At 73.1% G+C, this 22,499-nt stretch carries 18 protein-coding genes; 8 read left to right on the top strand and 10 right to left on the bottom strand.

Annotated elements, in window-relative coordinates; genetic code table 11:
• Positions 1–1,455 (bottom strand): type I polyketide synthase (locus tag ABFY07_RS40085; RefSeq protein WP_346179191.1); only part of this gene is annotated, 1,455 nt, incomplete at its 3' end.
• A 1,164-nt stretch (positions 1,456–2,619) separates the two neighbouring features.
• On the opposite strand from ABFY07_RS40085, the gene ABFY07_RS40090 reads away from it, so the two are divergent.
• The 4 genes from ABFY07_RS40090 to ccrA all read left to right on the top strand — a co-directional run bounded on the left by ABFY07_RS40090 (position 2,620) and on the right by ccrA (position 6,818).
• Complete coding sequence (locus ABFY07_RS40090; protein ID WP_346179192.1) at positions 2,620–3,357, top strand: NAD-dependent epimerase/dehydratase family protein; 738 nt, start codon at positions 2,620–2,622, stop codon at positions 3,355–3,357.
• A gap of 15 nt (positions 3,358–3,372) precedes the next feature.
• Entirely contained in the window at positions 3,373–4,626 is a 1,254-nt protein-coding gene (locus tag ABFY07_RS40095; protein ID WP_346179193.1) for a glycosyltransferase, read from the top strand.
• Positions 4,627–4,666: 40 nt separating this feature from the next.
• Positions 4,667–5,422 (top strand): thioesterase II family protein, encoded by a 756-nt coding sequence (locus ABFY07_RS40100; RefSeq protein ID WP_346179194.1) that lies wholly within the window; start codon positions 4,667–4,669, stop codon positions 5,420–5,422.
• Between the two features lie 64 nt (positions 5,423–5,486).
• Entirely contained in the window at positions 5,487–6,818 is a 1,332-nt protein-coding gene (gene ccrA / locus ABFY07_RS40105; protein ID WP_346179195.1) for a crotonyl-CoA carboxylase/reductase, read from the top strand.
• Positions 6,819–6,977: 159 nt separating this feature from the next.
• On the opposite strand, the gene ABFY07_RS40110 is transcribed toward ccrA, so the two are convergent.
• From ABFY07_RS40110 to ABFY07_RS40120, 3 genes are all read right to left on the bottom strand, one after another.
• On the bottom strand, positions 6,978–8,276 hold the full coding sequence (locus ABFY07_RS40110) for a cytochrome P450 (RefSeq protein WP_346179196.1): 1,299 nt from the start codon (positions 8,274–8,276) through the stop codon (positions 6,978–6,980).
• An 87-nt stretch (positions 8,277–8,363) separates the two neighbouring features.
• Complete coding sequence (locus ABFY07_RS40115; protein WP_346179197.1) at positions 8,364–9,521, bottom strand: alkaline phosphatase PhoX; 1,158 nt, start codon at positions 9,519–9,521, stop codon at positions 8,364–8,366.
• A gap of 182 nt (positions 9,522–9,703) precedes the next feature.
• A complete protein-coding gene (locus tag ABFY07_RS40120) occupies positions 9,704–10,690 on the bottom strand; it encodes an alpha/beta fold hydrolase (RefSeq protein ID WP_346179198.1) in 987 nt (328 codons plus the stop codon).
• Between the two features lie 171 nt (positions 10,691–10,861).
• On the opposite strand from ABFY07_RS40120, the gene ABFY07_RS40125 reads away from it, so the two are divergent.
• The 3 genes from ABFY07_RS40125 to ABFY07_RS40135 all read left to right on the top strand — a co-directional run bounded on the left by ABFY07_RS40125 (position 10,862) and on the right by ABFY07_RS40135 (position 12,469).
• On the top strand, positions 10,862–11,764 hold the full coding sequence (locus tag ABFY07_RS40125; protein WP_346179199.1) for a S1 family peptidase: 903 nt from the start codon (positions 10,862–10,864) through the stop codon (positions 11,762–11,764).
• Positions 11,765–11,885: 121 nt separating this feature from the next.
• Entirely contained in the window at positions 11,886–12,170 is a 285-nt protein-coding gene (locus ABFY07_RS40130) for a hypothetical protein (protein ID WP_065967327.1), read from the top strand.
• On the top strand, positions 12,167–12,469 hold the full coding sequence (locus tag ABFY07_RS40135; protein WP_245738416.1) for a hypothetical protein: 303 nt from the start codon (positions 12,167–12,169) through the stop codon (positions 12,467–12,469). The genes ABFY07_RS40130 and ABFY07_RS40135 overlap by 4 nt, the downstream gene beginning before the upstream one ends.
• A 24-nt stretch (positions 12,470–12,493) precedes the next feature.
• Here the strand turns inward: ABFY07_RS40135 and ABFY07_RS40140 are convergent, their stop codons facing one another.
• From ABFY07_RS40140 to ABFY07_RS40155, 4 genes are all read right to left on the bottom strand, one after another.
• Positions 12,494–15,121 (bottom strand): ATP-binding protein, encoded by a 2,628-nt coding sequence (locus tag ABFY07_RS40140; RefSeq protein ID WP_346179200.1) that lies wholly within the window; start codon positions 15,119–15,121, stop codon positions 12,494–12,496.
• A gap of 68 nt (positions 15,122–15,189) precedes the next feature.
• Positions 15,190–17,064 carry a glycoside hydrolase family 15 protein gene (locus ABFY07_RS40145; protein ID WP_346179201.1) on the bottom strand — a complete coding sequence of 625 codons (1,875 nt, stop codon included), beginning with the start codon at positions 17,062–17,064 and terminating at the stop codon, positions 15,190–15,192.
• A gap of 134 nt (positions 17,065–17,198) precedes the next feature.
• Positions 17,199–18,257 carry an NAD(+)/NADH kinase gene (locus tag ABFY07_RS40150; RefSeq protein ID WP_346179202.1) on the bottom strand — a complete coding sequence of 353 codons (1,059 nt, stop codon included), beginning with the start codon at positions 18,255–18,257 and terminating at the stop codon, positions 17,199–17,201.
• Positions 18,258–18,351: 94 nt separating this feature from the next.
• On the bottom strand, positions 18,352–19,491 hold the full coding sequence (locus ABFY07_RS40155) for an acyl-CoA dehydrogenase family protein (RefSeq protein ID WP_346179210.1): 1,140 nt from the start codon (positions 19,489–19,491) through the stop codon (positions 18,352–18,354).
• Positions 19,492–19,678: 187 nt separating this feature from the next.
• Between ABFY07_RS40155 and ABFY07_RS40160 the strand changes: the two genes are divergently transcribed.
• Positions 19,679–20,119, top strand: a complete 441-nt coding sequence (locus tag ABFY07_RS40160; RefSeq protein WP_346179211.1) for an Lrp/AsnC family transcriptional regulator — start codon at positions 19,679–19,681, stop codon at positions 20,117–20,119.
• Positions 20,120–20,154: 35 nt separating this feature from the next.
• On the opposite strand, the gene ABFY07_RS40165 is transcribed toward ABFY07_RS40160, so the two are convergent.
• Together ABFY07_RS40165 and ABFY07_RS40170 are read right to left on the bottom strand one after the other, a co-directional pair.
• Positions 20,155–20,859, bottom strand: coding sequence for a ribonuclease H family protein (locus ABFY07_RS40165; protein ID WP_346179203.1), 705 nt, complete (start codon positions 20,857–20,859; stop codon positions 20,155–20,157).
• Positions 20,860–21,172: 313 nt separating this feature from the next.
• A complete protein-coding gene (locus ABFY07_RS40170; RefSeq protein WP_346179204.1) occupies positions 21,173–22,384 on the bottom strand; it encodes a serpin family protein in 1,212 nt (403 codons plus the stop codon).
• Positions 22,385–22,499 lie beyond the last annotated feature (115 nt).

Here is a 22,499-nt window from a genome sequence, read left to right on the forward strand (position 1 = left end):
ATCCGAGGCAGCAGCCACGAACTCCCGCAACCGCGCCGCCTGCCCCCGCACACCCTCGGCCGACCGGCCCGACACCACCCACGGCACCACACCCCCACCGGCCACCAACCCCACCGGACCCGACCCCACCTCTACGGACTGCTCCACCGCCGGAGCCTGCTCCACCACCACATGCGCGTTGGTGCCGCCCATCCCGAAGGACGACACGCCGGCCACCAGCGGCGCGTCCGGGCGCGGCCAGGGGGAGTGCTCGGTGTGGACCCGGAGGTGCCAGTCCTCCAACGGGATGGCCGGGTTGGGTGTCTCGAAGTTGAGGCTGGCGGGGAGCTCGCCCGCCTCCAGGGCGAGCAGGACCTTGATCAGCCCGACGATGCCGGCGGCGCCCTCCAGGTGGCCCACGTTGGTCTTGACCGAGCCGACCCGCAGCGGTTGGTCCGCCGGTCGGGTGGAGCCGAGGACCGCGGCGAGTGCGGCCGCCTCGATGGGATCGCCGACGGGGGTGCCGGTGCCGTGAAGTTCGACGTACTGGATGTCGCCGGGGCGCACGTCCGCCGCGGTGTACGCGCGGCGGAGCACGTCCTCCTGAGCCTTCTGGCTGGGGGTGGTGAGGCTGTCGCCGCCGCCGTCGTTGTTGACGGCGCTGCCGCGTACCACGCCGTGGATGCGGTCGCCGTCCCGCAGCGCCCGTGCCAGGGGCTTGAGCAGGACGAAGCCGCCGCCCTCGCCGCGTACATAGCCGTTGGCGCGGGCGTCGAAGGTGTAGCAGCGGCCATCGGGGGAGAGCCCCCCGAACCGGGACACGCTGAGGGTGCCGTCGAAGGTGAGGTTCAGGTTCACCCCGCCCGCGAGGGCGATCTCGCACTCACCGGCCCGGAGGCTCTGGCACGCCATGTGGACGGCGACGAGGGAGGAGGACTGGCCTGAATCAACCGTCAGGCTGGGACCGTTGAGGCCGAGGAGGTAGGAGAGCCGATTGGCGATCATGCCGCGCTGCAACCCGGCCAGCGTGTGGTGCGAAACGGCCGTGGAGTCGCGCTGCCTGGTGAGGGTGGCGTAGTCGTCGCTCATGGCACCGACGAAGACTCCGGCGCGCTGACCGGTCATGGTGTCGGGGGCGATGCCGGCGTTCTCCAGCAGCTCCCAGCCGAGCTCCAGGGAGAGGCGCTGCTGAGGGTCCATGGCCGCGGCCTCGCGCGGCGAGATGCCGAAGAAGCCGGCATCGAACTGATCCACGCGGTCGAGGAAACCGCCCTGCTCGGAGGCCAACTCCGCGTCGGCCGAGGGTCGTTGCGGCCATCGTCCCGGCGGCAGGGGGCTGATCGCGTCGACTCCGTCGCGGAGGAGCCGCCACAACTGCGCCACCGAACCGGCCCGCGGCAGCCGGCAGGCGAGTCCGACTACCGCAATCTGATCGCTGTCATCACCGTGCTGCGTCGAACGAGCAGCCCTGGACAAAATTGAACCCCCGCTAGGTCTTCAAATTCCCCGAATTCGCCCCGGAATACCGTTTGGGACCGGCAACTACTCAACTCCCGGTTTCCACTGAGACAGGAAACGCAAGGAGGATTTTGCGAGCTATTTCAATTCAGCTGCGGAACAGGGCAGTTCACATGCCGTGATCGACTCTGCCACACGCGTAACGGGAGTGGCAATGTGACGAGGGTCACAGACCACCTCCCCAAATAGGCCCGTCCGTCCGGGAACTTGTCAACAAGGCGGGGTGTGTCGGTACAGATACCCCGTAAGACACTCGGCGGTTTCCGGACCGGCAGTTCGCCGGTATTGAGTTGACAGCCGAACGCGGGAGACGTAGGACTAGCCGGGGTCAAAGAATCGAAAGAACCAGGCGCTCCCCCGGGAGTACGGGATGTGCAGTGCCTGAAGTGCGCCACCGGCGGCCGCCCCAATCGCGGGGTTTCCCCGAGCCAGTTCGCAAACCGTGCCAGCGAACAAGGAGCGACTGATGACGCACGCCCAGCCGGGCAGCGCCGACGTGTTGACCAGGCCGGATACCGAGGCGGTGGCCGGAATTACCCGGTCCGGGCGAGACGTGGACCGCGTCGCCGAGGGCCTTCGCCATTTCCACACATCGTTCACCGCATATCACGACACGGAGCGCTCGAAGCCAGGGCACGTCCCGTTTGGCGAACTGAAGGGCCGGAGATTCGAGAAGCCGAACGTAAACCTCGTTCAGCACTATGGCCGGTTCCTTGCGGGACCGGGACGGCGGATACGCAACGTCCCCGGGGCAGTGCCCTGCCGGGACGAACCGGTCGTCAAACCGCCCGAAGTCGGTGGCTTACCGGGCGTCTCGATCAGGGAATTAGACGGTTTACCGCGCCGTCTACTGTGGAAGGGGGGACCGGGAAACCCACCCGGCGCAAACGGCGCACTGACCGATGTTTTCCAGCCGGAACGGCGCCTGCCGCCGGCGACCCGCTCGTCGGCCGGCTTATGGCCCCCGGGCACTGATCGACGATCACCCTGTCCGGTCGAGGACCGGACCGTCCGCTCCGCGCCGGCCGGATCGCTTGCTCTCGGCCACGGGGTACCGCCCTCCCCCGGATCGGCGCACCGCGAAACCTTCCCGCCCGCGCGGCCTGCCGTGGAGGGCCGCTGATGGAGATCGTCGGCAGGGGGTTCATCGCCCGCAATCTGGCCGCCGTCGGTGACCACCACACACGGGCCACGGTGCTGGCCGTCGGCGTCTCCAGCACCAGCACGCGCGCCACCGCGGAGTTCGACCGCGAGACGGCCCTGGTGGCGGAGGTCACCCGGAGGTGCCGCGCCGAAGGCCGACTCGTGGTGTTCCTGTCCAGCGCCTCCCACGCGCTCTACGGCAGTGGGGACACACTGATGGCCGAGGACGCCGTGCCGCGGCCGATCTCGCCCTACGGCAGACAGAAGCTGCGGCTGGAGAGCATCGTGGCCGAATCCGGCGCCCCCTGGCTCGTGCTGCGGGTGAGCCATGCGACGGGCCGCTGGCAGCGCCCGCACCAACTGCTGCCCGCGCTCGTCCGGCAGGTGCGCGGCGGCAGGGTGCGGCTGCACCGGGGCGCGCACCGCGATCTGGTGGACGTGGCCGATCTGGTCCGGGCCATCGACGGGCTGCTGGGCCAGGGCGTCGACAACGAGGTGATCAACATCGCCTCGGGCACTCCAAGGCCCGTGGAAACGGTCGTCCACGGCATCGAGGAGCGGCTGTCGCTCTCGGCACAGCGCGAGGTGGTCGATGCGCCCCTCACCCTGACCCGGGTGTCGGTCGAAAAGCTGTGCAAGCTGCTGCCCGACCTCCGGTCGGTGACCGAGCCCGACTATCTCGACCGCCTGCTCGACCGTTACGTCCCCTACTACTGAAGCACCGGAGGATCCATGCAGGTCTCGCTCGTCGTCACAGGGTCACGGGGTGACGTCCAGCCGTTCATCGCGCTCGGCAGGACCCTGACGGACCGGGGGCACTCGGTCGTCCTCGCCACCCATGGGGACTTCGAGAAACTGGTCCGCGAGTCCGGTCTCGACTTCGCCGAACTTCCCGGCAGCCCACGGGACTTCCTGGCGCATCCGGCCCTCGCCGAGGCGCTTCAGCAGGGGGCCTCGCTCTTCCGCGCGGCGCGCAAGGTGCCGCGGCAGACCCCCGAGCACATCCGCCTGCTGGCCGCCCGCATCAAGGAAGCCTGCGAGGGGGCCGACCTGGTGGTCAACAGCGTGCTGAGCCGGATCCTCTTCGAGGACAGCGGCACCACCCCCTGGGCCTCGCTGTCCTGGTGGCCGCTGAACCCCACCAGCCGGTGGCCGGCCATGATGGCGCCCCCGACCAGGCTCGGGCCGCCCTACAACCGGCTGACGCACAGGATGGCGGGGCTGCTGGACTGGATCTCCATCCGCGGCTACCGCAAGGACGCGGGCATGCCGGGGCTGCCCTTCGGCGCGCCCTACCGCGAGCTGGGCCGGCAGGTCCCGCTGCTGTGCCCGGTCACCCGCGAGATGTTCACGGAGCCCGCCGACTGGCCCGCGCTGTCGCGGTTCACCGGATACTGGTTCTGGGACCGCGAGTGGACCCCCTCCGCCGAACTCGTCGACTTCATGGAGTCCGGGGAGGCCCCGGTGACGCTGTCGTTCGGCAGCATCTGGCCGGTGCACCAGCCGGAGAAGACGCTGGAGAAGGTGCTCGGTGTGGTCCGCTCGCACCGGCGGCGGCTGGTGCTGGTGGGCGGCGGCCCGGACCAGGTGCCGGACGATGTGCTCCGCGTCGACGATGTGCACTATCCGTGGCTGTTCCCCCGGTCCTCGGTCGTCATTCACCACGGCGGCTGCAACACCACGGGTGAGGCGCTGCGTTCGGGCAGACCCCAGGTCGTCGTGCCGACCTTCGCCGACAGCCCGTTCTGGGCCGCGCAGGTGCACCGGCTGGGGGTGGCCCCACGACCCGTGCCCTTCTCGAAGTTCACCGCCGAGCGCCTTGACGAGGCGCTCGGGAAGGCGCTGACCGACGAGGGCATCGCCCGGCGGGCGGCGAGCGTCGGCGAGGCCGTGCGCGCCGAGAAGGGCACCGAGACGGCGGTCGACATCCTGGAGGACTGGGTGGAGCGGTGGAACGGCCGCAGGGCGGCGAACACCCGGGTATGACCGCGCCCCGCCCATCCGTCACCGAGGAGCGACCACAGCCATGACACGGGCCGAGGAACACACCACGAGCTCCATACGCCGCTTCCACCCCTCCGAGGCGGGCGTCCGCCTCGTGTGCTTCCCCCACGCCGGCGGCGCCGCGAGCTACTTCTTCCGCCTCTCGCGGCAGCTGTCGCCGGTGGCCGACGTCCTGGCGGTCCAGTACCCGGGCCGGCAGGAGCGGCGCAAGGAGCCGTGCGTCGGCAGCGTGACCGGGCTGGCCGACATGCTGGTGGCGGAACTCCGGGAGTGGACGGACCGTCCACTGGCGCTGTTCGGCCACAGCATGGGCGCCCTGGTGGGCTTCGAGGTCGCCCGGCGGCTGGAGCGGGAGGGCATCCGGCCGGTCACCTTCTTCGCCTCCGGGCGGGCCGCGCCCTCGTTCTCGCGTGACGAGGGGGTGCACCGGCGCGACGACGGGGCTCTGATCGCCAAGGTACGGGAGCTGGGTGGCACCGCGAGCGGCCTGCTCGACGACCCGGACGTGGCGGCCATGCTGCTGCCCGCCATCCGCAACGACTACCGGGCGGTGGAGACCTACCGCCACACCCCGGGCCCGCCCCTGACCTGCCCGCTGGTGGTGTTCACCGGCGACGCGGACCCGCAGGTCTCCGCCGAAGAGGCACGGGCCTGGCGCGCGTTCTCCACGGGCGGGTTCGAGCTGCACACATACTCCGGCGGGCACTTCTTCCTCGACGCGCACGCCGCGTCCGTGCTGGAGAAGATCCGCGCCGGCCTGACCGCCCCCGCCCTCTGATCGTGGTGCCGTCCCACGGCGACCGTTGTCCCGCCGGCCCTGGAACGACCCGAAAGGAACACACGTGAAGGACATCGTTGACGCCATCACCTCCGGTGCCGCGAGCACGGGGGACTTCTCCGCGCTCGGACTTCCGGAGAGCTGCCGAGCCGTGGTGCTGCACAAGAGCGAAGTCGACATGTTCGAGGGGTTGACCTCGGCGGACAAGGACCCGCGCAAGTCGTTGCACGTCGACGAGGTGCCGGTGCCCGAACTGGGGCCCGGCGAGGCCCTGGTGGCCGTGATGGCCTCCGCGGTGAACTACAACTCGGTGTGGTCGTCGATCTTCGAGCCGCTGCCGACCTTCGCGTTTCTGGAGCGGTACGGCAAGCTCTCCCCGCTCGCCAAGCGCCATGACCTGCCGTACCACATCATCGGCTCCGACCTGGCGGGCGTCGTGCTGCGCACCGGCCCCGGGGTCAACCTCTGGAAGCCGGGCGACGAGGTCGTCGCCCACTGCCTGTCCGTCGAGCTGGAGTCGGCCGACGGCCACAGCGACACCATGCTCGACCCCGAGCAGCGCATCTGGGGCTTCGAGACCAACTTCGGCGGCCTCGCCGAACTCGCGCTCGTCAAGTCCAACCAGCTCATGCCCAAGCCGAATCATCTGACGTGGGAGGAGGCCGCCGCACCCGGCCTGGTCAACTCCACCGCGTACCGGCAGCTGGTCTCCAGCAACGGCGCCCGGATGAAGCAGGGCGACAACATCCTGATCTGGGGTGCCAGTGGCGGCCTCGGGTCGTTCGCCACCCAGCTCGCGCTCGCGGGCGGCGCGCATCCGGTCTGCGTGGTGTCCTCGCCCCGCAAGGCGGAGATCTGCCGGGCCATGGGCGCCGAGGCGATCATCGACCGCAGCGCCGAGGACTACCGCTTCTGGAAGGACGAGCACACCCAGGACCCCAGGGAGTGGAAGCGCTTCGGCAAGCGCATCCGCGAGCTGACCGGCGGCGAGGACGTGGACATCGTCTTCGAGCACCCCGGCCGGGAGACCTTCGGCGCCAGCGTGTACGTCACCCGCAAGGGCGGCACCATCGTCACCTGCGCGTCCACGTCCGGCTACACCCACGAGTACGACAACCGCTACCTGTGGATGTCCCTCAAGCGGATCGTCGGCACCCACTTCGCCAACTACCGCGAGGCCTGGGAGGCCAACCGCCTGATCGCCAAGGGCAGGATCCACCCCACCCTCTCCAAGGTCTACCCCCTGGAGGAGACCGGCCAGGCCACCTACGACGTCCACCGCAACCTCCACCAGGGCAAGGTCGGCGTGCTGTGCCTCGCCCCCCAGGAGGGCCTGGGCGTCCGCGACCCCGAGCTGCGGGCCAAGCACCTGGACGCCATCAACCTCTTCCGCTGACACTGATGGGCCTGAATCTCCGGATCCGCTCGGCCCCCAGCTCCTTGGCGGCGATGACGCCGCACAGGCCGACCTCGCCGTCACCGACCACGGCCGCCGCAGGGCGGGCGCCGCAGGGCGGGCGCCGCGAGTGTCCTCGCCGTCGGGCGGCGGTGCCGGTCAGCCCGGAGCGGGGGTGAACTCCACCGGGAGGGCCCTGACGCCCCGGAACCAGACGGAGGTCCGCCATTCGAGCTCCTCGGCCGGCACGGCCAGCGCCACGTCGGGCAGCCGGTCCAGCAGCACCTCGATCGCCGTCATGGAGATCACCTCGGCCAGTTCCCGGGCCGGCACGGGACAGCCGTGCTCGCCGTAGCTGAAGGACATGTGGGCCTGGTTGCCCGCCGCGCCCGCCTGGAAGTCCGGCCGTATGCTCGGGTCCGCGTTGGCCGCGGCCAGGCCCAGGACCAGGCAGTCGCCCTTCTTGATCCGCTGTCCGCCCAGGACGGTGTCCTCGGCGGCCCAGCGGCCGATGAAGCTGGGGACCGGGGTGTCCTCCCACAGCACCTCGTTCAGCGCCTGCCCGACGCTGCGCCGGCCCCCCGCCAGGGTGACCGCGAACCGCTCGTCGGTCAGCATCAGCCGCAGCGCGTTGCCGATCCAGTCGGTCGTGCTCTGGTGGCTGGCGTACACCGTGCCGATGAGGTCGTTGACGATCTCCTCGTCGGTGAGGCCCGCCGGGTGCTCCGCCATCCGCGCGGGGATGCCCGGCATCCCGGGGTCGCCGCGGACCTCGGCCACCAGCGCCACCATCCGGTCGTGCACCCGCTGGTACGCGGCCATGGTGCCCTCGGTGGCGCTGACCATCTCGACCGTGTCGCGCTGGATGGCGGCCGCCACAGCGGGGTCGAGGCCGAACAGACGGGTGACCACCCGCATCGGCACCTGGCTGACGTAGTCGGTGATGAGTTCGGCGTGGCCGCTGGGCGCGAAGGCGTCGATCAGCTCGTCGGCGACGCGCTCGGACTCCGCGCGCAGCTCGAACTGGTCCACCGACGCCAGCGCGTCGTACATCGCCTCGGCCCGCCGCTGGTGCTCGGCACCCTCGGCGAACAGCATGGTCGGCCGGTAGCCGACGAACGGCATCAGCGGCCAGTCGGCCGGGATGTAGTCCCACGCGTGCCAGCGGCGCGAGTCCCGGGCGAACAGGCTCGGGTCGGAAGTGACGCGGTGCAGCTCGCGGTAGCCGAGCACGTACCAGGCGGGGATGTCGTTGTCGAGCAGGACGGGCGCGACCGGGCCGTGCTCCCGGCGCAGCCGCTGGTACAGCTCGGCCGGGTCGGTCTGGAGCTGCTCGGTGTGCATCCGTACGGCGTCGGGGTGCGCCGGGCAGCCGGCGGGGACCGAAGGGCCGTCGGCCGGCGAGGGGTGGTACGCGTTCACGCTGTCATCTCCGGGGCGCAGCAGGTTGAAGATCATGGAGTATAGGTACTCCCGGGCCTGCCGTCAGCGCCCGAGCCGCCGCCCTCGCGGCCGGGCGGCGGCTCCGGCCCCCGGTCAGGCGCGTCAGCCGCGGAACGGGCCCGTGACCTCGTAGGTGATGCCGCCCGATGAGCTGCCGCTGGTGCCGCGCTGGCTGGAGAAGTAGAGCCGCTTGCCGTCGGGCGAGAAGGCCGGGCCGGTGATCTCCGAGCCGGACTGGCCGTCGATGCGCAGGAACGGGGTCACCACGTCGTCCGGGGTGATGAGGCAGATCTCCATGTTCCCGCCGTCCTCGGCGACGTACAGGTCGCCGGAGGGCGTCCCGGTCACGTTGTCCACGCCGGTCAGCGGGGCGGTGCCGCCGGTCACCAGGGAATCGTCGTAGGCCAGTTCGAGGGTCTGGGCGGCCGCGTCGTACTGCCACACCCGGTTGTCGCCCTTGGTGGTGAACCAGCAGGTGTCGTTCGCGTAGTAGCAGCCTTCGCCGCCGTTGAACCGCTTGGCGCCGGCCACCTGGTTACGGGTGGCGGTGGCGCCGCTGGGGTCGGGCACCTTCGCCCAGGTGACGGGGGTGCTGGTGCCGGAGCCGGCGACCATGACCTCCAGCGTGCCGGAGGACAGGTCGCCCCATGTCGTCGGCGTGAAGCGGTAGAAACAGCCGTCCGTGACGTCCTCTGTCAGGTAGACGGTCCGCCGGACCGGGTCGGCGGCCGCGGCCTCGTGCTTGAAGCGGCCCATCGCGTCGCGCCGCACCGCCGCCTTCACGCCCCAGGGGTCGGTCTCGTACACATAGCCGCGGTCGACCTCCTCGCAGGACAGCCAGGTGTTCCACGGGGTCTTGCCTCCGGCGCAGTTCTGCCGGGTGCCGGAGAGGACGCGGTACGCGCCCGTGACCGCGCCGGTCGAGGAGAACCTCACCGCGCTCGCCCCGCCCGACGGGTTCATCTCCGAGTTGGAGACGTAGATCCAGCCGCTGCCGTCGGCGTAGCAGGCCCCGCCGTCAGGGGCGTCGTGCCAGGTGTACGAGGTGCCGGCCACCGTCTGCCGGGACCGGGCGATCACCTTGGCGGTGAACCCGGCGGGCAGCCGGACGCCGCCCGCGTCCGGCGCGCCGAGCGCCCCGTACGGGCCCGCGCCGGGCTGCGCCGGTGCGGCGTGGGCCGCGCCGCGCCACAGGGTTCCGCCGAAAGCCGCCGCGGAGCCGCCGAGGAGGGCGGCGCGCAGGAGGGTGCGACGTTCCACTCTCGCTGCCAAGGGCCGTGACCGCCTCGCCGCCGGCCGGCGGCGAGGGCGCGCCGGAGGTCGCGCGGGGTGGAGCCTAGGGAGGCCACCAAGCGGGCAGGTTGACTGGACATGGACAACATGTGACGCGGGTCCGGACATCCTCGCGGAGCCGGCCCCCGGGCGCGCGGCATCCGCCCCGGTCACTCGGGCAGGCGGGCGAGCCAGTCGGTCAGGTGGCGGTTGACCTCCTCGGGGCGTTCCTGCTGGATCCAGTGGCCGCAGTCGTCGAGGATGTGGGAGCCGCGCAGGCCGGGCAGGGTGACGGGGTAGGCGTTGATCGCGTCGGCCAGCCAGGTGGTGGAGGCGTCCCGGGCCCCGCCGAGGAACAGCGACGGCTGGGTGATCGGGGCGCCGTCGAAGTCGGCGAGGTCCTCCCAGTCCCGGTCCATGGCGCGATAGCGGTTCAGCGCGCCGCTCAGGCCGGTCCGCTCGAATTCCGCGGCGTAGACGTCGAGGTCGTCCTCGGTGAGCCAGGCGGGCAGCCGGTCCGCCGGAAACCGGTCGCGCATCCGCCCGCCGGGGCTGACGAAGTGCGGGTCGGGGGCGCCGGGGGCGGGCATGGTGTCGGCGGACAGGGCGGCGTAGATACCGGCGAGCCAACCGCGCACGTCCGGCTCGATCTCGGCCTCGGCCCGGCCGGGCTCCTGGAAGTAGGAGACGTACAGCTCCTCATCCCCGCCCATCCGCGCGAACACCTCGCTGGGCCGCGGCCCTCCGCGCGGCGCGTACGGGACGCTCAGCAACCCGACCGCGCGGAAGACGTCGGGCCGCAGCAGCGCGGAGTTGGCGGCGATGGTCGCCCCCCAGTCGTGGCCGACGATCACGGCGGTCTCTTCCCCGAGGGCCCGCACCACGGCGACGTTGTCCTCGATCAGGTCGAGCATCCGGTACCCGGCGGAGCCCTCCGGCTTCGAGGAACGCCCGTAGCCGCGCACGTCGACGGCGACCGCGCGGTAACCGGCCGCGGCCAGCGCCGGAAGCTGGCGGCGCCATGAGTACCAGAACTCCGGGAAACCGTGCACCAGCAGGACCAGCGGCCCGGCCCCCTGCTCGACGAGGTGGATCCGGCCGGCGGACGTGCGGACGAGACGGTGGACGACATCGAGGGCAGGGGCGGGCTGTGACATGGCTCCTCCTCAAGGTGCGGTGGCTCTCTCGGCGATCCTGCGATGAACGCCTCACCGTAGCGAGTTCCTTTGCCGGTTCGGCAAACCGCCGGATTCCGCCGGGAGTTGGGTACCGCGCGGGCACGAGCGCGGGCAGAATGAGGCGGCGACAGCCTTCTCGAGGAGGTTCGGGTGAAGACCGCACGCCGTCCCTGGAGACGCTCCCGGCTGATCGCCGCGGCCTCCGGCCTGTTCGCCGCGGCCGCTCTCGCGACCGCCGGCCCCAGCGCGGCCGCCGCGCCCACGGCCCCCGCCGGCGCTTCCCGGGCCGCGTCCCTGTCCGCCGCCGCCTCGGCCGTCGAGTCCCTGGACGTCCCGGGCACCGCCTGGGTCGTGGACGAGGAGTCGGGGACGCTGCGCGTGCTGGCCGGCGCCGCGGTCGGGCGCGCCGGCCTGGCCCGGCTCGACCGCACCGCAGGGCGGTTCGGCGGGGCCGTGACCGTGGAGCGGAGCGGCGGCACGCCGCGGACCCTCCTGTCGGGCGGCGACGGCGTGTACGCCTCCGGGGGCGTGCGCTGCTCCGTCGGGGTCAATGTGCAAAGCGGCTCCACGTACTACTTCGTCACCGCCGGCCACTGCACGGACGCCCTGCCGACCTGGTACGCCGGCTCCGGGCTGACCACCCCGGTCGGCCCGACGACCGGCACCAGCTTCCCCGGCGACGACTACGGCGTCGTGCGGTACGCCAACGCGGCCGTACCGCACCCCGGTACCGTCGGCACCGTCGACATCACCGGCACCACCACCGCCCACGTCGGCCAGCAGGTCTGCCGCCGGGGTGCCACCACCGGGGTCCGCTGCGGCCAGGTCACCGGGCTCAACGCCACCGTCAACTACGGCGGCGGGAGCGTCGTCTCCGGGCTGATCCAGACCAACATCTGCGCCGAGCCGGGTGACAGCGGGGGCCCGCTGTACGCGGGCGACAAGGTCATCGGCATTCTCTCCGGGGGCTCCGGGGACTGCGCCTCCGGAGGCACCACCTACTACCAGCCGATCCAGGAAGTGCTGAACGCCTACGGGCTCACCGTCTATTGAGCGCGCGGAGCGTACCGGCGCGCGCAGACGGCGGACGGAAGATCCGGCCCGGGGCCCACCGACGGCGCGGCCGCGGGTACCGTCGTCGGCAGGCCCTGGCCCCCAGCTCGAGGAGGTGCGCATGAGCGCACAGCCGGAACACCCGGTCGCCCGCAAGGTCGCCGCGATCCCCCACACCATCAACGCCATCGGCGAGGCCCTGACCGGCGAGCAGCGCGCCCGGTTCTACGGTGAGGTGCTGGCCGCCGAGGAGGCCGTGGTGCCCGCGGTGATGCGCTCGTGGTGGAAGGTCGCCATGCTCGCCAAGGCCCCGGCCGCGGAGCGCAGCCGCGCGAACGCCGCGGCCGGGCGCAACCTCGTCAGCATCGACGACCTCATGACCCGGCTCGAGGGAGCGGGCGGGTGAGCCCTGAGCGTCCCGGGCGCCCCCGGCCGGGCTGGGCCGCGTACGTCGAGGAGACTCCGGCCGCGGCCATCGTGGCGATGCCCACGGACCTGGCCAAGAAGGTCGCCAACTACATCGCCGCCCTCGCGCTGGAGGCGGGCGCCGCGCTGGACCGGGGCCGGCGGCCGCCCGGCGACGCGATGGGCGACCACGGCACCCGGTTCAGCATCCAGGTCGCGGGCGAGCCGGTGCTCATCGAGTACAGCGTCCACCACGACATCCGGGCGATACGGATCCCGGTCGTGGTCTGGATCGACTGACCCCGCGGCCGGGGAAGCGCCGGATCACCGGCCGGTGCCGTCCTGGGGCGTGCGCGCCGCCGCGGCCTCGTGCCGGGCCAGGGCCGCGGCGTCGGGGTCGCCGGCGAGGGCGTGGGCCTGGGCGAGGGTGTCGAGGCCCACGGCCAGCCAGGTGCGGGAGCCGATCCGGCGCCACAGCCCGACGGCGGCCTCGGCGCGCCGGCGGGCCGGGTCCGGGCGGCCGGCCGCGAGCTGGGCCTCGGCGAGCGCGTACAGCGTCGCCGCCTCGCCCCACAGATTGCCGAACTCCCGGTAGGCCCACAGGCTGCGGGCCAGCAGCCGGCGCCCCTCGGCGTGCTCACCCTGGCGTTCCAGGACGTCCCCGAGCCAGCAGGTGGCGTGAGTGGCGCCGAGCCGGTCGCCCAGGTCCTCGCTGATCGAGGCGGCCTGCCGGAAGCAGCCGGCGGCGGCCGGGTAGTCGCCGCGTTCCCGGTGGCTCTGCCCCAGGCACCGCAGGGCCTGGGCCTCACCGGGCCGGTAGCCCGCTTCCCGGCTCACCCGCAGACACTCCGTGAAGCGGGCCATGGCCGCCTCGACGCGCCCCTGTTCGAGGTCGATGACGCCGATGCCGTTGGTCGCGTAGACGAGGCAGTTGACGTTTCCCGCCGACCGGGCCAGCTCGGAGGCCTGTCCGAAATGCCGCACGGCGAGGTCGTACTGGCCGAGCAGCCGGTGCACATAGGCCAGCCCGGCCGTGGCGCTCGCCCGGTAGGCCGGCCCCTCCCCCTCGGCGAGCAGCAGGGCCTGCCGGAAGTGTTCCAGGGCTTCCGGGTACCGGTCGAGGATGGTGGTGAGCTCGCCGAGGCAGCGGTGGAGTTTGGTGGCGCTGCGCTGGTCGTCGGCGCGCAGCGCCGCCTTGAGGGCCCGGCCCTGGAGCCGCTCCCAGTCGTCGAAGTGGCTGCCGACCTGGAAGAGCGTGGTCAGCGCGGTGGCCAGCCCGGCCGCCGCGGCCACGTCGGTGCCATCGAGCGCCTGGTCCACCACGTCGATGAGGAACCGGCGCTCGTCGTTGAACCACACCAGGGGGTCGGCGAAGACCTGGTCGGCGTCGGTCGGGGAGAGCCGCCACACCGCGAGGTCGGTCTGGGAGATGCCCAGGAAGTCGACGCTGAGGGTCTCCGCGGCGAAGTCGGCGAGGTGGAGGCTCGCGCCGACCAGCCGGGTGAGCGCGGCCGCGCGGTCCTCGCGCGGGACCTCCCGCTCCGCCCGCTCGCGGCCGAGCAGCCGCACCAGGTCGTGCAGCCGGTAGCGGAATCCGGTGGCGCCGGCCGAGGCGATCTCCACCACGTGCACCTCGATCAGATCGTCGAGCACGGCCTCCGCGTCGGCCAGGCCGGTGTCGAGCGACGCGGCCAGGGCCCAGGCGGCGAAGTCGGGGCCGGGCAGCAGGGCGAGCATCCGCAGGGCGTGCCGGGTCGCCGGGGTCATCCCCCGGTAGGTGAGTTCGAGGCTGGCCCGCACGGCGATGTGGCCGACCGCCAGTTCGTCGAGCTTGCGCTGCTCGTCGGCGAGCGCGCGGGCGACTCTGGCCAGGGGCCAGTGCGGCCGGGCGGCCAGCCGGGCCCCGGCGACCCATACCGCCAGGGGGAGGCCCTCGCAGGTCTCCACGATGGACCGCGCCGAGTCGTGGTCCGCGGCGGTGCGGTCGGGGCCGAGCATCTCGCGGAGCAGGGCGAGCCCGGTCGCGGAGTCCAGCACGTCCAACGGGAGCCTGCGGCCGCCCAGGTCCGCCAGGGTGGTGCGGCTGGTGACGACGGTGGCGCAGTGGGGGCCGCTCGGCAGGAGGTCGCGCACCTGCAGCGCGTCGGCCGCGTTGTCCAGGACGACGAGCATCTGCCGCGGGGCCGTCAGGGTGCGGTAGAGGTGGATCCGGTCGGTCAGTTCGGCGGGCACCGCGCCGCCGCGTACGCCGAGCGCCCGCAGGAACGCCCCCAGGACGGTGAACGGCTCCGCCGGGTCCTCGCCGAAGCCCCGCAGGTCCACGTACAGCTGCCCGTCCGGGAACCGCGGGGCCAGCAGGTGACCGGCGCGCACGGCGAAGGCCGTCTTGCCGACCCCGGCCGGGCCGGTGACCAGCAGGGTCGCCGGGCCGGGGCGCTCCCGGCCGAGCAGCCGGCGGGCCTCGGCCAGCTCGGCCTCCCTGCCGACGAACAGGGGCGGGTCGGGCGGGAGCAGACAGGGGACGGGCTGCCGTGCCCCCGGCCCCTCCCCGTCCTGGTGGCCGTCCCCGCCGGTGGCGTCCGCCCGCTCCGGGGACGGCGCCGGCGGGTCGGCGGCGGTGCCCGTCCCGGACGGGTTCGTCACGGGCGGGTCCGTCCCGGGGGCGGACTGTTCCCGCAGGGCCAGCGCGTGGCGTGCCTCGACCCATTCCCGGACCGTCCGCGGGCTTCCGCCGCACGCCCGGACCAGGGCGGCCACGACGTCCTCGCTCGGCAGCGAGAGGCGGTTCAGCGCGCCGGAGAGGGTGCTTGTCGGCAACTGGTCGCCCGCCCTGCGGGCACGGCGCTCCAGCGCACGGTACGAGAGGCCGGACCGGGTCTTCATGGCGCGCAGCAGGGCGACGAACTCGGCGGCTGTCCGGGCGGCGCCGGGCCCGGGTAACGACGTCGTCACGAAGTGATGTTATCGGGGCGCGCCGGAAGTGCGCCCCCTCGCGACGGGCCCGGGGTCGGGCGCCGGGTTCAGCCGAGGGCGCGGTCGAGGTTGAAGGCGGCGCTGATGAGGGACAGGTGGGTGAAGGCCTGGGGGAAGTTGCCGAGCTGTTCGCCCGTGGGGCCGATCTCCTCGGCGAACAGGCCGAGATGGTTGGAGTAGGTGAGCATCTTCTCGAAGGCCAGCCGGGCCTCCTCCAGGCGGCCGGCCCGGGTGAGGGCTTCGACGTACCAGAACGAGCAGATGGAGAAGGTGCCCTCGGTGCCGGGCAGGCCGTCCGGGCTGAGGTAGGGGTCGTAGCGGTAGACCAGGGAGTCGGAGACGAGGTCCGCCGTGAGTGCGTCCAGGGTCGCGAGCCACTTGGGGTCCATGGGGGAGATGAACTTGGCGAGCGGCATCATCAGCACCGAGGCGTCCAGGATGTCCTGGTCCAGGCGCTGGCCGAACGCGCCGCGCCGGGCGGACCAGCCGCGGGTCATGATCTGCCGGTAGATGGCGTCGCGGCTGCCCCGCCAGCGCGGCAGGTCGGCGGGCAGGCCGCGGCGGTTGGCCATGCGCATGGCCCGTTCGATGGCCACCCAGCACATCAGGCGCGAGTACAGGTAGTTCTGCCGTCCCGCGCGCGTCTCCCAGACGCCTTCGTCGGGCCGGTCCCAGTTGTCGCACACCCAGTCCACCAGGAAGCACACCTCGTCCCACTGGCCGCTGCTGATGGGCCGGCCCCACTTGTCGTACAGGTAGACGGAGTCGATGAGCGCCCCGTAGATGTCCAGCTGGAGCTGGTTCACGGCGGCGTTGCCCTCGCGCACCGGGGAGGAGCCCAGGTAGCCGTCGAGGTGGGTGAGTTCGCGCTCGGGCAGCTCGCGGCGCCCGTCGATGCCGTACATGATCTGCAGGGGGCCGGTGGCGCCCTCGTCGCACATGATGCAGTGCTCGGACAGGAAGCCCATGAAGGCCTCGGCCTCGGAGGTGAAGCCCAGGCGGAGCATGGCGTAGACGCAGAAGGCCGCGTCCCTCACCCACACGTAGCGGTAGTCCCAGTTGCGCGCGCGGCCGATGGCCTCCGGCAGGCTGGTGGTCGGGGCGGCCACGATGGCGCCGGTCGGGGCGTAGGTGAGCAGTTTCAGGGTCAGCGCGGAGCGCTGGACCATCTCCCGCCACCGCCCGTGGTAGCGGGAGGCGCTCAGCCATCGGCGCCAGAACCGGACCGTGGCCTCGAACTCGTCCTCCGCCTCTTGCCGGGCGCAGCCGCGGAGGCCGACCTCGTCGCCGGCCCGGTCGAGGGCGAAGACCGCGGACTCGCCCTCGAGGAGCTTGAAGCGGGACCGCACGTCCCGCCCGTCGCACTCCAGCGGCGCGGTGGCGGTCAGGGACAGGGACAGCGGGCGGGACTCGAAGAGCACCTTGTCGCCCTGGAGGCGGGCGGTGTGCGGCTCGGCCCCGTAGCCGAAGCGGGGGGCCACCCGCGCGGTGAAGGGGAGGGTGCCGCGTACGCAGCGCACCCGTCTGATCAGCCGGTGCCGGCCGGCGTCGCGGGAGTCGTCGACCACGGGCATGAAGTCCTGGATCTCCCCGGCGCCGTCCGCGGCGGAGAACCGGGTGATCAGCACGTTGGTGTCGGGGAAGTAGAACTGGCGGGTCCGCGCGGGGACGTCGGCGGCCAGCTCGAAGGATCCGCCCCGCTCGGGGTCGAGGATGGAGGCGAAGACGCTGGGCGCGTCGAAGCGGGGGCAGCAGTACCAGTCGATCGTGCCGTTCGTGCCCACGAGGGCGACGGTGCGCAGGTCGCCGATCAGGCCGTGGTCGGCGATCGGCAGATAGCGCGAGGAGGAGGTGGGGAAGCGTGCCTCCTGCCCGTATCCGGCGCTGTCCTGGAACACCGTGCCAGGTTCCTCGAACACCATGCCAGGCCTCCCTGCCGCGGGCGTCGCTCCCGCGCGGCGGCGCCCGCCAATGCTTGAGCCCACGACTGCTTACAGCCCACGACTGCCTATAGCCTGCGAATGCCTCAGTCACGAATGCTTACAGACAGGGTAAATCACCCCGTGGTCGGCCAGGGTCCGCGCAGATGGGCCAGGTCGTCGGGGGGCGGGGCGGCGGGCCGGTAGAGCGGCGGACTCTGATCGATCGCGGCCGCCGGGGCGTCGGCCAGGTCGAAGCGGCCGCGCAGGCGCCGGTAGAACTGCAGCGGGGCCAGCCGGGCCAGGCGCAGCCGGTACGGGGCACGGTAGGCCGCCATCCAGTCCCCGGGCTCCAGCACTCCGCGCAGCTGCCCGTCGACGCTGACGGCCACGCGTCCGGAGTGCGGCAGCACCCGCACCGCGACGATCTCGTCGGCTCCGGCGATCACACTGCGGTCGAAGGCCATGTGGGGTGCGACCGGGGTGAAGACGATCGCGTCGGCCTCGGGGGCGAGGACCGGGCCTCCCGCGGCGAAGCTGTAGGCGGTGGAGCCGGTGGGGGTCGCCACCATGACGGCGTCCGCCGAGTAGCAGGCCAGCAGTTGGCCGGCGAGGTACACGGCCACGCTCGCCTGCCGGTTCCGGGCGAGCTTCTCGAAGACCACGTCGTTGACCGCGGTGACGTCCAGGGCGACGCCCCAGCCGGGCTCCTCCGCGCCGCCGGGGCGCGTGGTGGGCGCGGGCAGGGCCGGGCCGCGCCCGTAGCACAGCGCCTGGTCCACGTCGGCGGGCATCGCCAGCGGGCGCGCCGCCCGGAGGGTGAGCACCATGCGCTCCTCGATGACCGCCTGGTCCCGGTGGAGCACGTCCAGCGCGGCCTCGACCTGGTCGGTGGTGATCTCGGTGAGGAAGCCGACCCGGCCCACGTTCACGCCCAGCACCGCCGCGCCGTCCTTGGCGGCGATCCGCGCCCCGCGCAGGAAGGTGCCGTCTCCACCGAAGGTCATGACGGCCCCGGGATGGCCCGCCGCCATGGCCTCCTCCTGGCCGCCGCGTCGCGGCACCCCCTCCCGCCATACGTCGAGCTCGGCGCAGGCGACACCGTGCTCGGCGCACCACTCCCTGGCGGCCCGGGCCGCCGCGACGGCGGCCGGACGTCCCTGGTGCACGACGAGGCCGAGCCGGGTCAGAGGCATCGCCTCCACGGTAGACCGCCCCGCCTCGCGCCGCAGGCCGCGGCGGGATGGGGGCGGTCCCGGGCGGGGGCGCCGCCGATCGGCTCCGGGCGTCTCAGTCGGTGAGCCGGCGGCTGATGACCAGCCGCTGGATCTGGTTGGTGCCCTCGAATATCTGCATGATCTTGGCTTCGCGCATATAGCGCTCGACGGGGTAGTCGCGGGTGTATCCATAGCCGCCGAAGACCTGGACCGCGTCGGTGGTGACCTTCATGGCGGCGTCGGTGGCGACGAGCTTGGCGACGCTGGCCTGGCGGCTGTAGGGGCGCCCGGCGTCGCGGCGGCGGGCCGCGTCCAGGTAGGTGGCCCGGGCGGAGTCGACGGCGGCGGCCATGTCCGCCAGCAGGAAGCCGAGCCCCTGGTGGTCGATGATCTTACGGCCGAAGGCGGTGCGCTCGTGGGCGTAGGTGACGGCGGCGTCCAGGGCGGCCTGCGCGAGTCCGGTGGCGCAGGCCGCGATGCCCAGCCGGCCGGAGTCCAGGGCGCTGAAGGCGATCTGCAGTCCTTGTCCCTCCCGCCCGATGAGCCGGTCGGCCTCGAGCAGGGCGCCGTCCCAGAAGGCCGCCGTGGTGGGGATGGCGTGCAGGCCCATCTTCTCCTCGGGCCGGCCGAAGGTCAGGCCCTCGGTGTGGCCGGGGGCGAAGAAACAGGAGATGCCGTCGCCGCCGGGGGCGGTGCGGGCGAAGAGGGCGTAGAAGTCGGCCCTCCCGCCGTGGGTGATCCAGGCCTTGGCGCCGTGGATCCGGTAGCCCTCGGGGTCCCGGTCGGCCCGGCAGGTCAGGGCGGCGGCGTCCGAACCGGCCTGGGGCTCGGAGAGGCTGTAGCCGCCGAGGAGCCGGCCGCCGACGACGTCCTCCGCCCAGCGGTCGAGCTGGGCCGCGGTGCCGTAGGTGAGGAGGGGGAAGGTGGCGAGGGTGTGGACGCTCACGGCGACGGCGACGGCGGCCCAGCGCGCCGCCAGCTCCTCGAGGACCTGGAGGTAGACCTCGTAAGGCTGGTCGCCCCCGCCGTACTGCTCCGGGTAGGGCAGGCCCAGCAGGCCGGCCTCGCCGAGCAGGGCGAACAGGCCCTCGGGATAGCTCTCGGTGCGTTCGTGCTCGTCGACGCGGGGGGCGAGTTCCTTGTCGGCGATGTCGCGGACCAGGTCGAGCAGGTCCTCCGCCTCCGGGGTGGGCAGCAGGCGGTCGACGGGCATGGCGGTGCTCACGCGGGCCTCCTCGACGTCGTGGGTGCGGAGACAGGACAGCAACACGAGGCGGGGGCGCACAAGGACCTTGTGAGAAGTCGGGTCGAAGACGCAAACTATTTCCGCGGGGTAGCTGGTCAGATCGTGTTTTTTGCGTGTGGGGGGTTGTTGTGGCGGGGTGGAGCGGGGCGTGGCGATGACCGAGATCGACGAGGTGGACCGCCAGTTGCTGCGGATGCTGCGCGACGACGGGCGGCGGACGTTCTCCGAGATGGCGCCCGGGGTCGGGCTGTCCGTGGCGGCGGTCAAGCGCCGGGTGGACCGGCTGCGGGACAGCGGGGTGATCACGGGCTTCACGGTGCAGATCGACCACACCAAGCTGGGCTGGGGGATCGAGGCGTTCGTGGAGCTGTCCTATACGGGCACCACGCCGGTCGGGGAGATCGTCCGCACGGCGTACACGGTGCCCGAGGTCCAGGCCGTCTTCACGATCGCGGGGGATCCCGACGCGCTGGTGCATGTGCGCGTGCGGGACCTGGACCATCTGCAGCAGGTCATCGACGGGCTGCGCCGCGCGGGGCAGGTCACCGGCACCAAGACGCTGATGGTGCTGGGCTCCTGGACGAGGAACGCCTGAGGAGCCCGGGCCGGCCCCGCGGGCGGATCCGCCGGTCAGGTCGCGGCGGCGGCGCAGGCGGGGTGGCCCCAGCCGTCGGGGTTCTTCTTGATGGTCTCGCCCTTGGCGTACGGCTGTCCGCAGCGGCACCGGCCGGGGAACTTCGCCTTGATGGAGCCGCCGCCCGAGCGGGCGCCGCTCCCCCGCCGCGCGGCGGCGCCCGCCCCCTGCTTGCGGTCGCGGCCCGCCGGGCGGGCGCTCCCGGCCTGCGGCTGGGGCGTGGGCAGGGGGGAGCCGAGGGAGCTTCCGATGGCCTGCTGGGTGCGGGCCGTGTCGCTGGCCGCCTGGTCCGCGACGGCGTTGAACGGGTCGCCGTCCGCCTGGTGGGCGGGGACGTACACGAACTCCACGTCCCGGCCGTCCAGCAGTTCGTCGATGCGCACCACCAGATCGCGGTTGGCCACGGGGGTGCCCGAGGCCGTCTTCCAGCCCTTTCTGCGCCATCCGGGCAGCCAGGTGGTGACCGCCTTCATCGCGTACTGCGAGTCCATCCGCACCTGGAGCGGCGCGTCCGGGTCGGTGGCCTCCAACAGGCGCCGCAGCGCGGTCAGTTCGGCCACGTTGTTGGTGGCGGTGCCCAGCGGTCCGGCCTCCCACCGCGCCACCGTGCCGTCGGCCCCCGCGACGACCCATGCCCAGGCCGCGGGCCCGGGGTTCCCCTTCGACGCCCCGTCGCACGCGGCAATGATCCGTTCAGTCATTCCCCCGATACTGCCACCCCCGCGGACCGCCCGGCGCCGCCGCCCACGGCCCGGCCCGCCGGCCGGGTGGGCGACGGCCCCGGCGAGCGCTCAGGGGCCGAAGGGGGTGTCTTGTGGGTCAGGCTGGATCAGCGAGCGGCGTCAGGGGGCACCTCCCAGCGGTAGCTGGGGGAGCGTCCAGCCGCAAGGCGGAGGAGGAGAGCGCAGCGGCGCTGCGTGCGACGACGACAACGCAGCCGGGGGCACCTCCCAGCGGTAGCTGGGGGCGGGCGTGCCAGACGTCGGGAGCCCAGCATGATCCACAAGGCACCCCCTAGGGCGCCCCGGGCCGGAAGGGGTCCCGGTAGGCCTCCGGTTCGCTCACCCAGCCGGCCATGAGCACCAGGCCGGACGCCCGGTGCACGGCCAGGAAGCCGAAGGGCCGGTCGAAGGACGCGTGGACCAGCTTGGCCTCGTACGGGGGTGGCGTCGGGACCCCGCCGGGGGCCGCGGCCAGCGCGGTCACCGCGGCGGCCCGGAAACCGAGGGCGCCGAACGTCGCCGTGGCGCTCTGCCGGGCCGCCGAGATCGCCAGCGGCACCGCGCTGATCCCCGGGAAGTGTCCGCTGGAGGCGCTGCGCGCGGAGCCGAGCCCGAACACCGGCGCGTGGTCGAGCAGATCGTGCTCGCCGTTCACGGTGAAGGGCACCGCGGTGACGCGCAGGGCGGGGGTGCGGTCCCGGCTCCGTACGGTGCCGACGGTCAGGCCGGGGGCGGGGGTTCCGAGCGGGAGGGCCTCGCCCGGCGTCGTCGGGTACGCCCCGCCGACGGCCGCCACGCCCGCCCGCAGCACCTGGCCGCCGCGGGCGCCCTCGGCCCCGAGGAGCAGATGCACGTCCAGGCCGTCCTCCCCGTCGACCCGCAGCACGGTCAGCGGGCCGTCGGGGGTGTGGGCGACGCCGAGTTCATCCGCCAGCGGGCCGATCCGGACCAGCCCGGCCAGCGTGCGCCCGGCCCAGGGGCCGTGGCGCGGGGCCGTCACGGAGGGGTCGAACGGCCGGCGCCAGGTGGTCCGCACCACCAGGGCCGTGGCCAGTACCAGCAGCGTGTCCGGGTCGACCACGGGCGGCATCTTCTCGATCAGGCCGTCGGTGTGGCGCGCGGCCCAGGCGCTCATCTGCTCCAGGTCGGCGCCCGCGTCACCGGTGAGGGTCCCGTGGGTGTCCAGGGGCAGCCGGCCAGGCCACTCGGGGCGCAGTGGCAGCTCCGCACGGGTCCACAGCCCGAGGGCGGCGCCGACGCCCGGCAGTTCGGCCAGCGCGGCGAGCAGCCCCCGGCCCTGGGCGAGCGCGGAGTCCGCGCCGGTCCCGAGGGCCGCCTCCAGCTCCCGCCGGGCGGGGCCGTCGGCGGCGTCGGCGAGCAGGGCGAGGGCCGGCCAGACGCCGGCCGCGGTGAGGACCGTGCCGGCCTCGCCGACGGCCGCCTCCGCCCAGTTCGCCGTCATCGCGTTGACGGCCCGCGCCGCCGAGAGGCCTTCGCCGAGCATGTTCTCCCCCGTGTGTCACGGCGTGGCGGCCCGCCGCCGCCTGCCGAAGATCAGCTTAAGGCCGGGCCGGTGAGGGCCATCGGGCCGGTGGCGTGGCCGCGGCCGTGGGGGTGTC

The organism is Streptomyces sparsogenes subsp. cuspidosporus (genome assembly GCF_039532705.1).
Lineage (GTDB): Bacteria > Actinomycetota > Actinomycetes > Streptomycetales > Streptomycetaceae > Streptomyces > Streptomyces sparsogenes.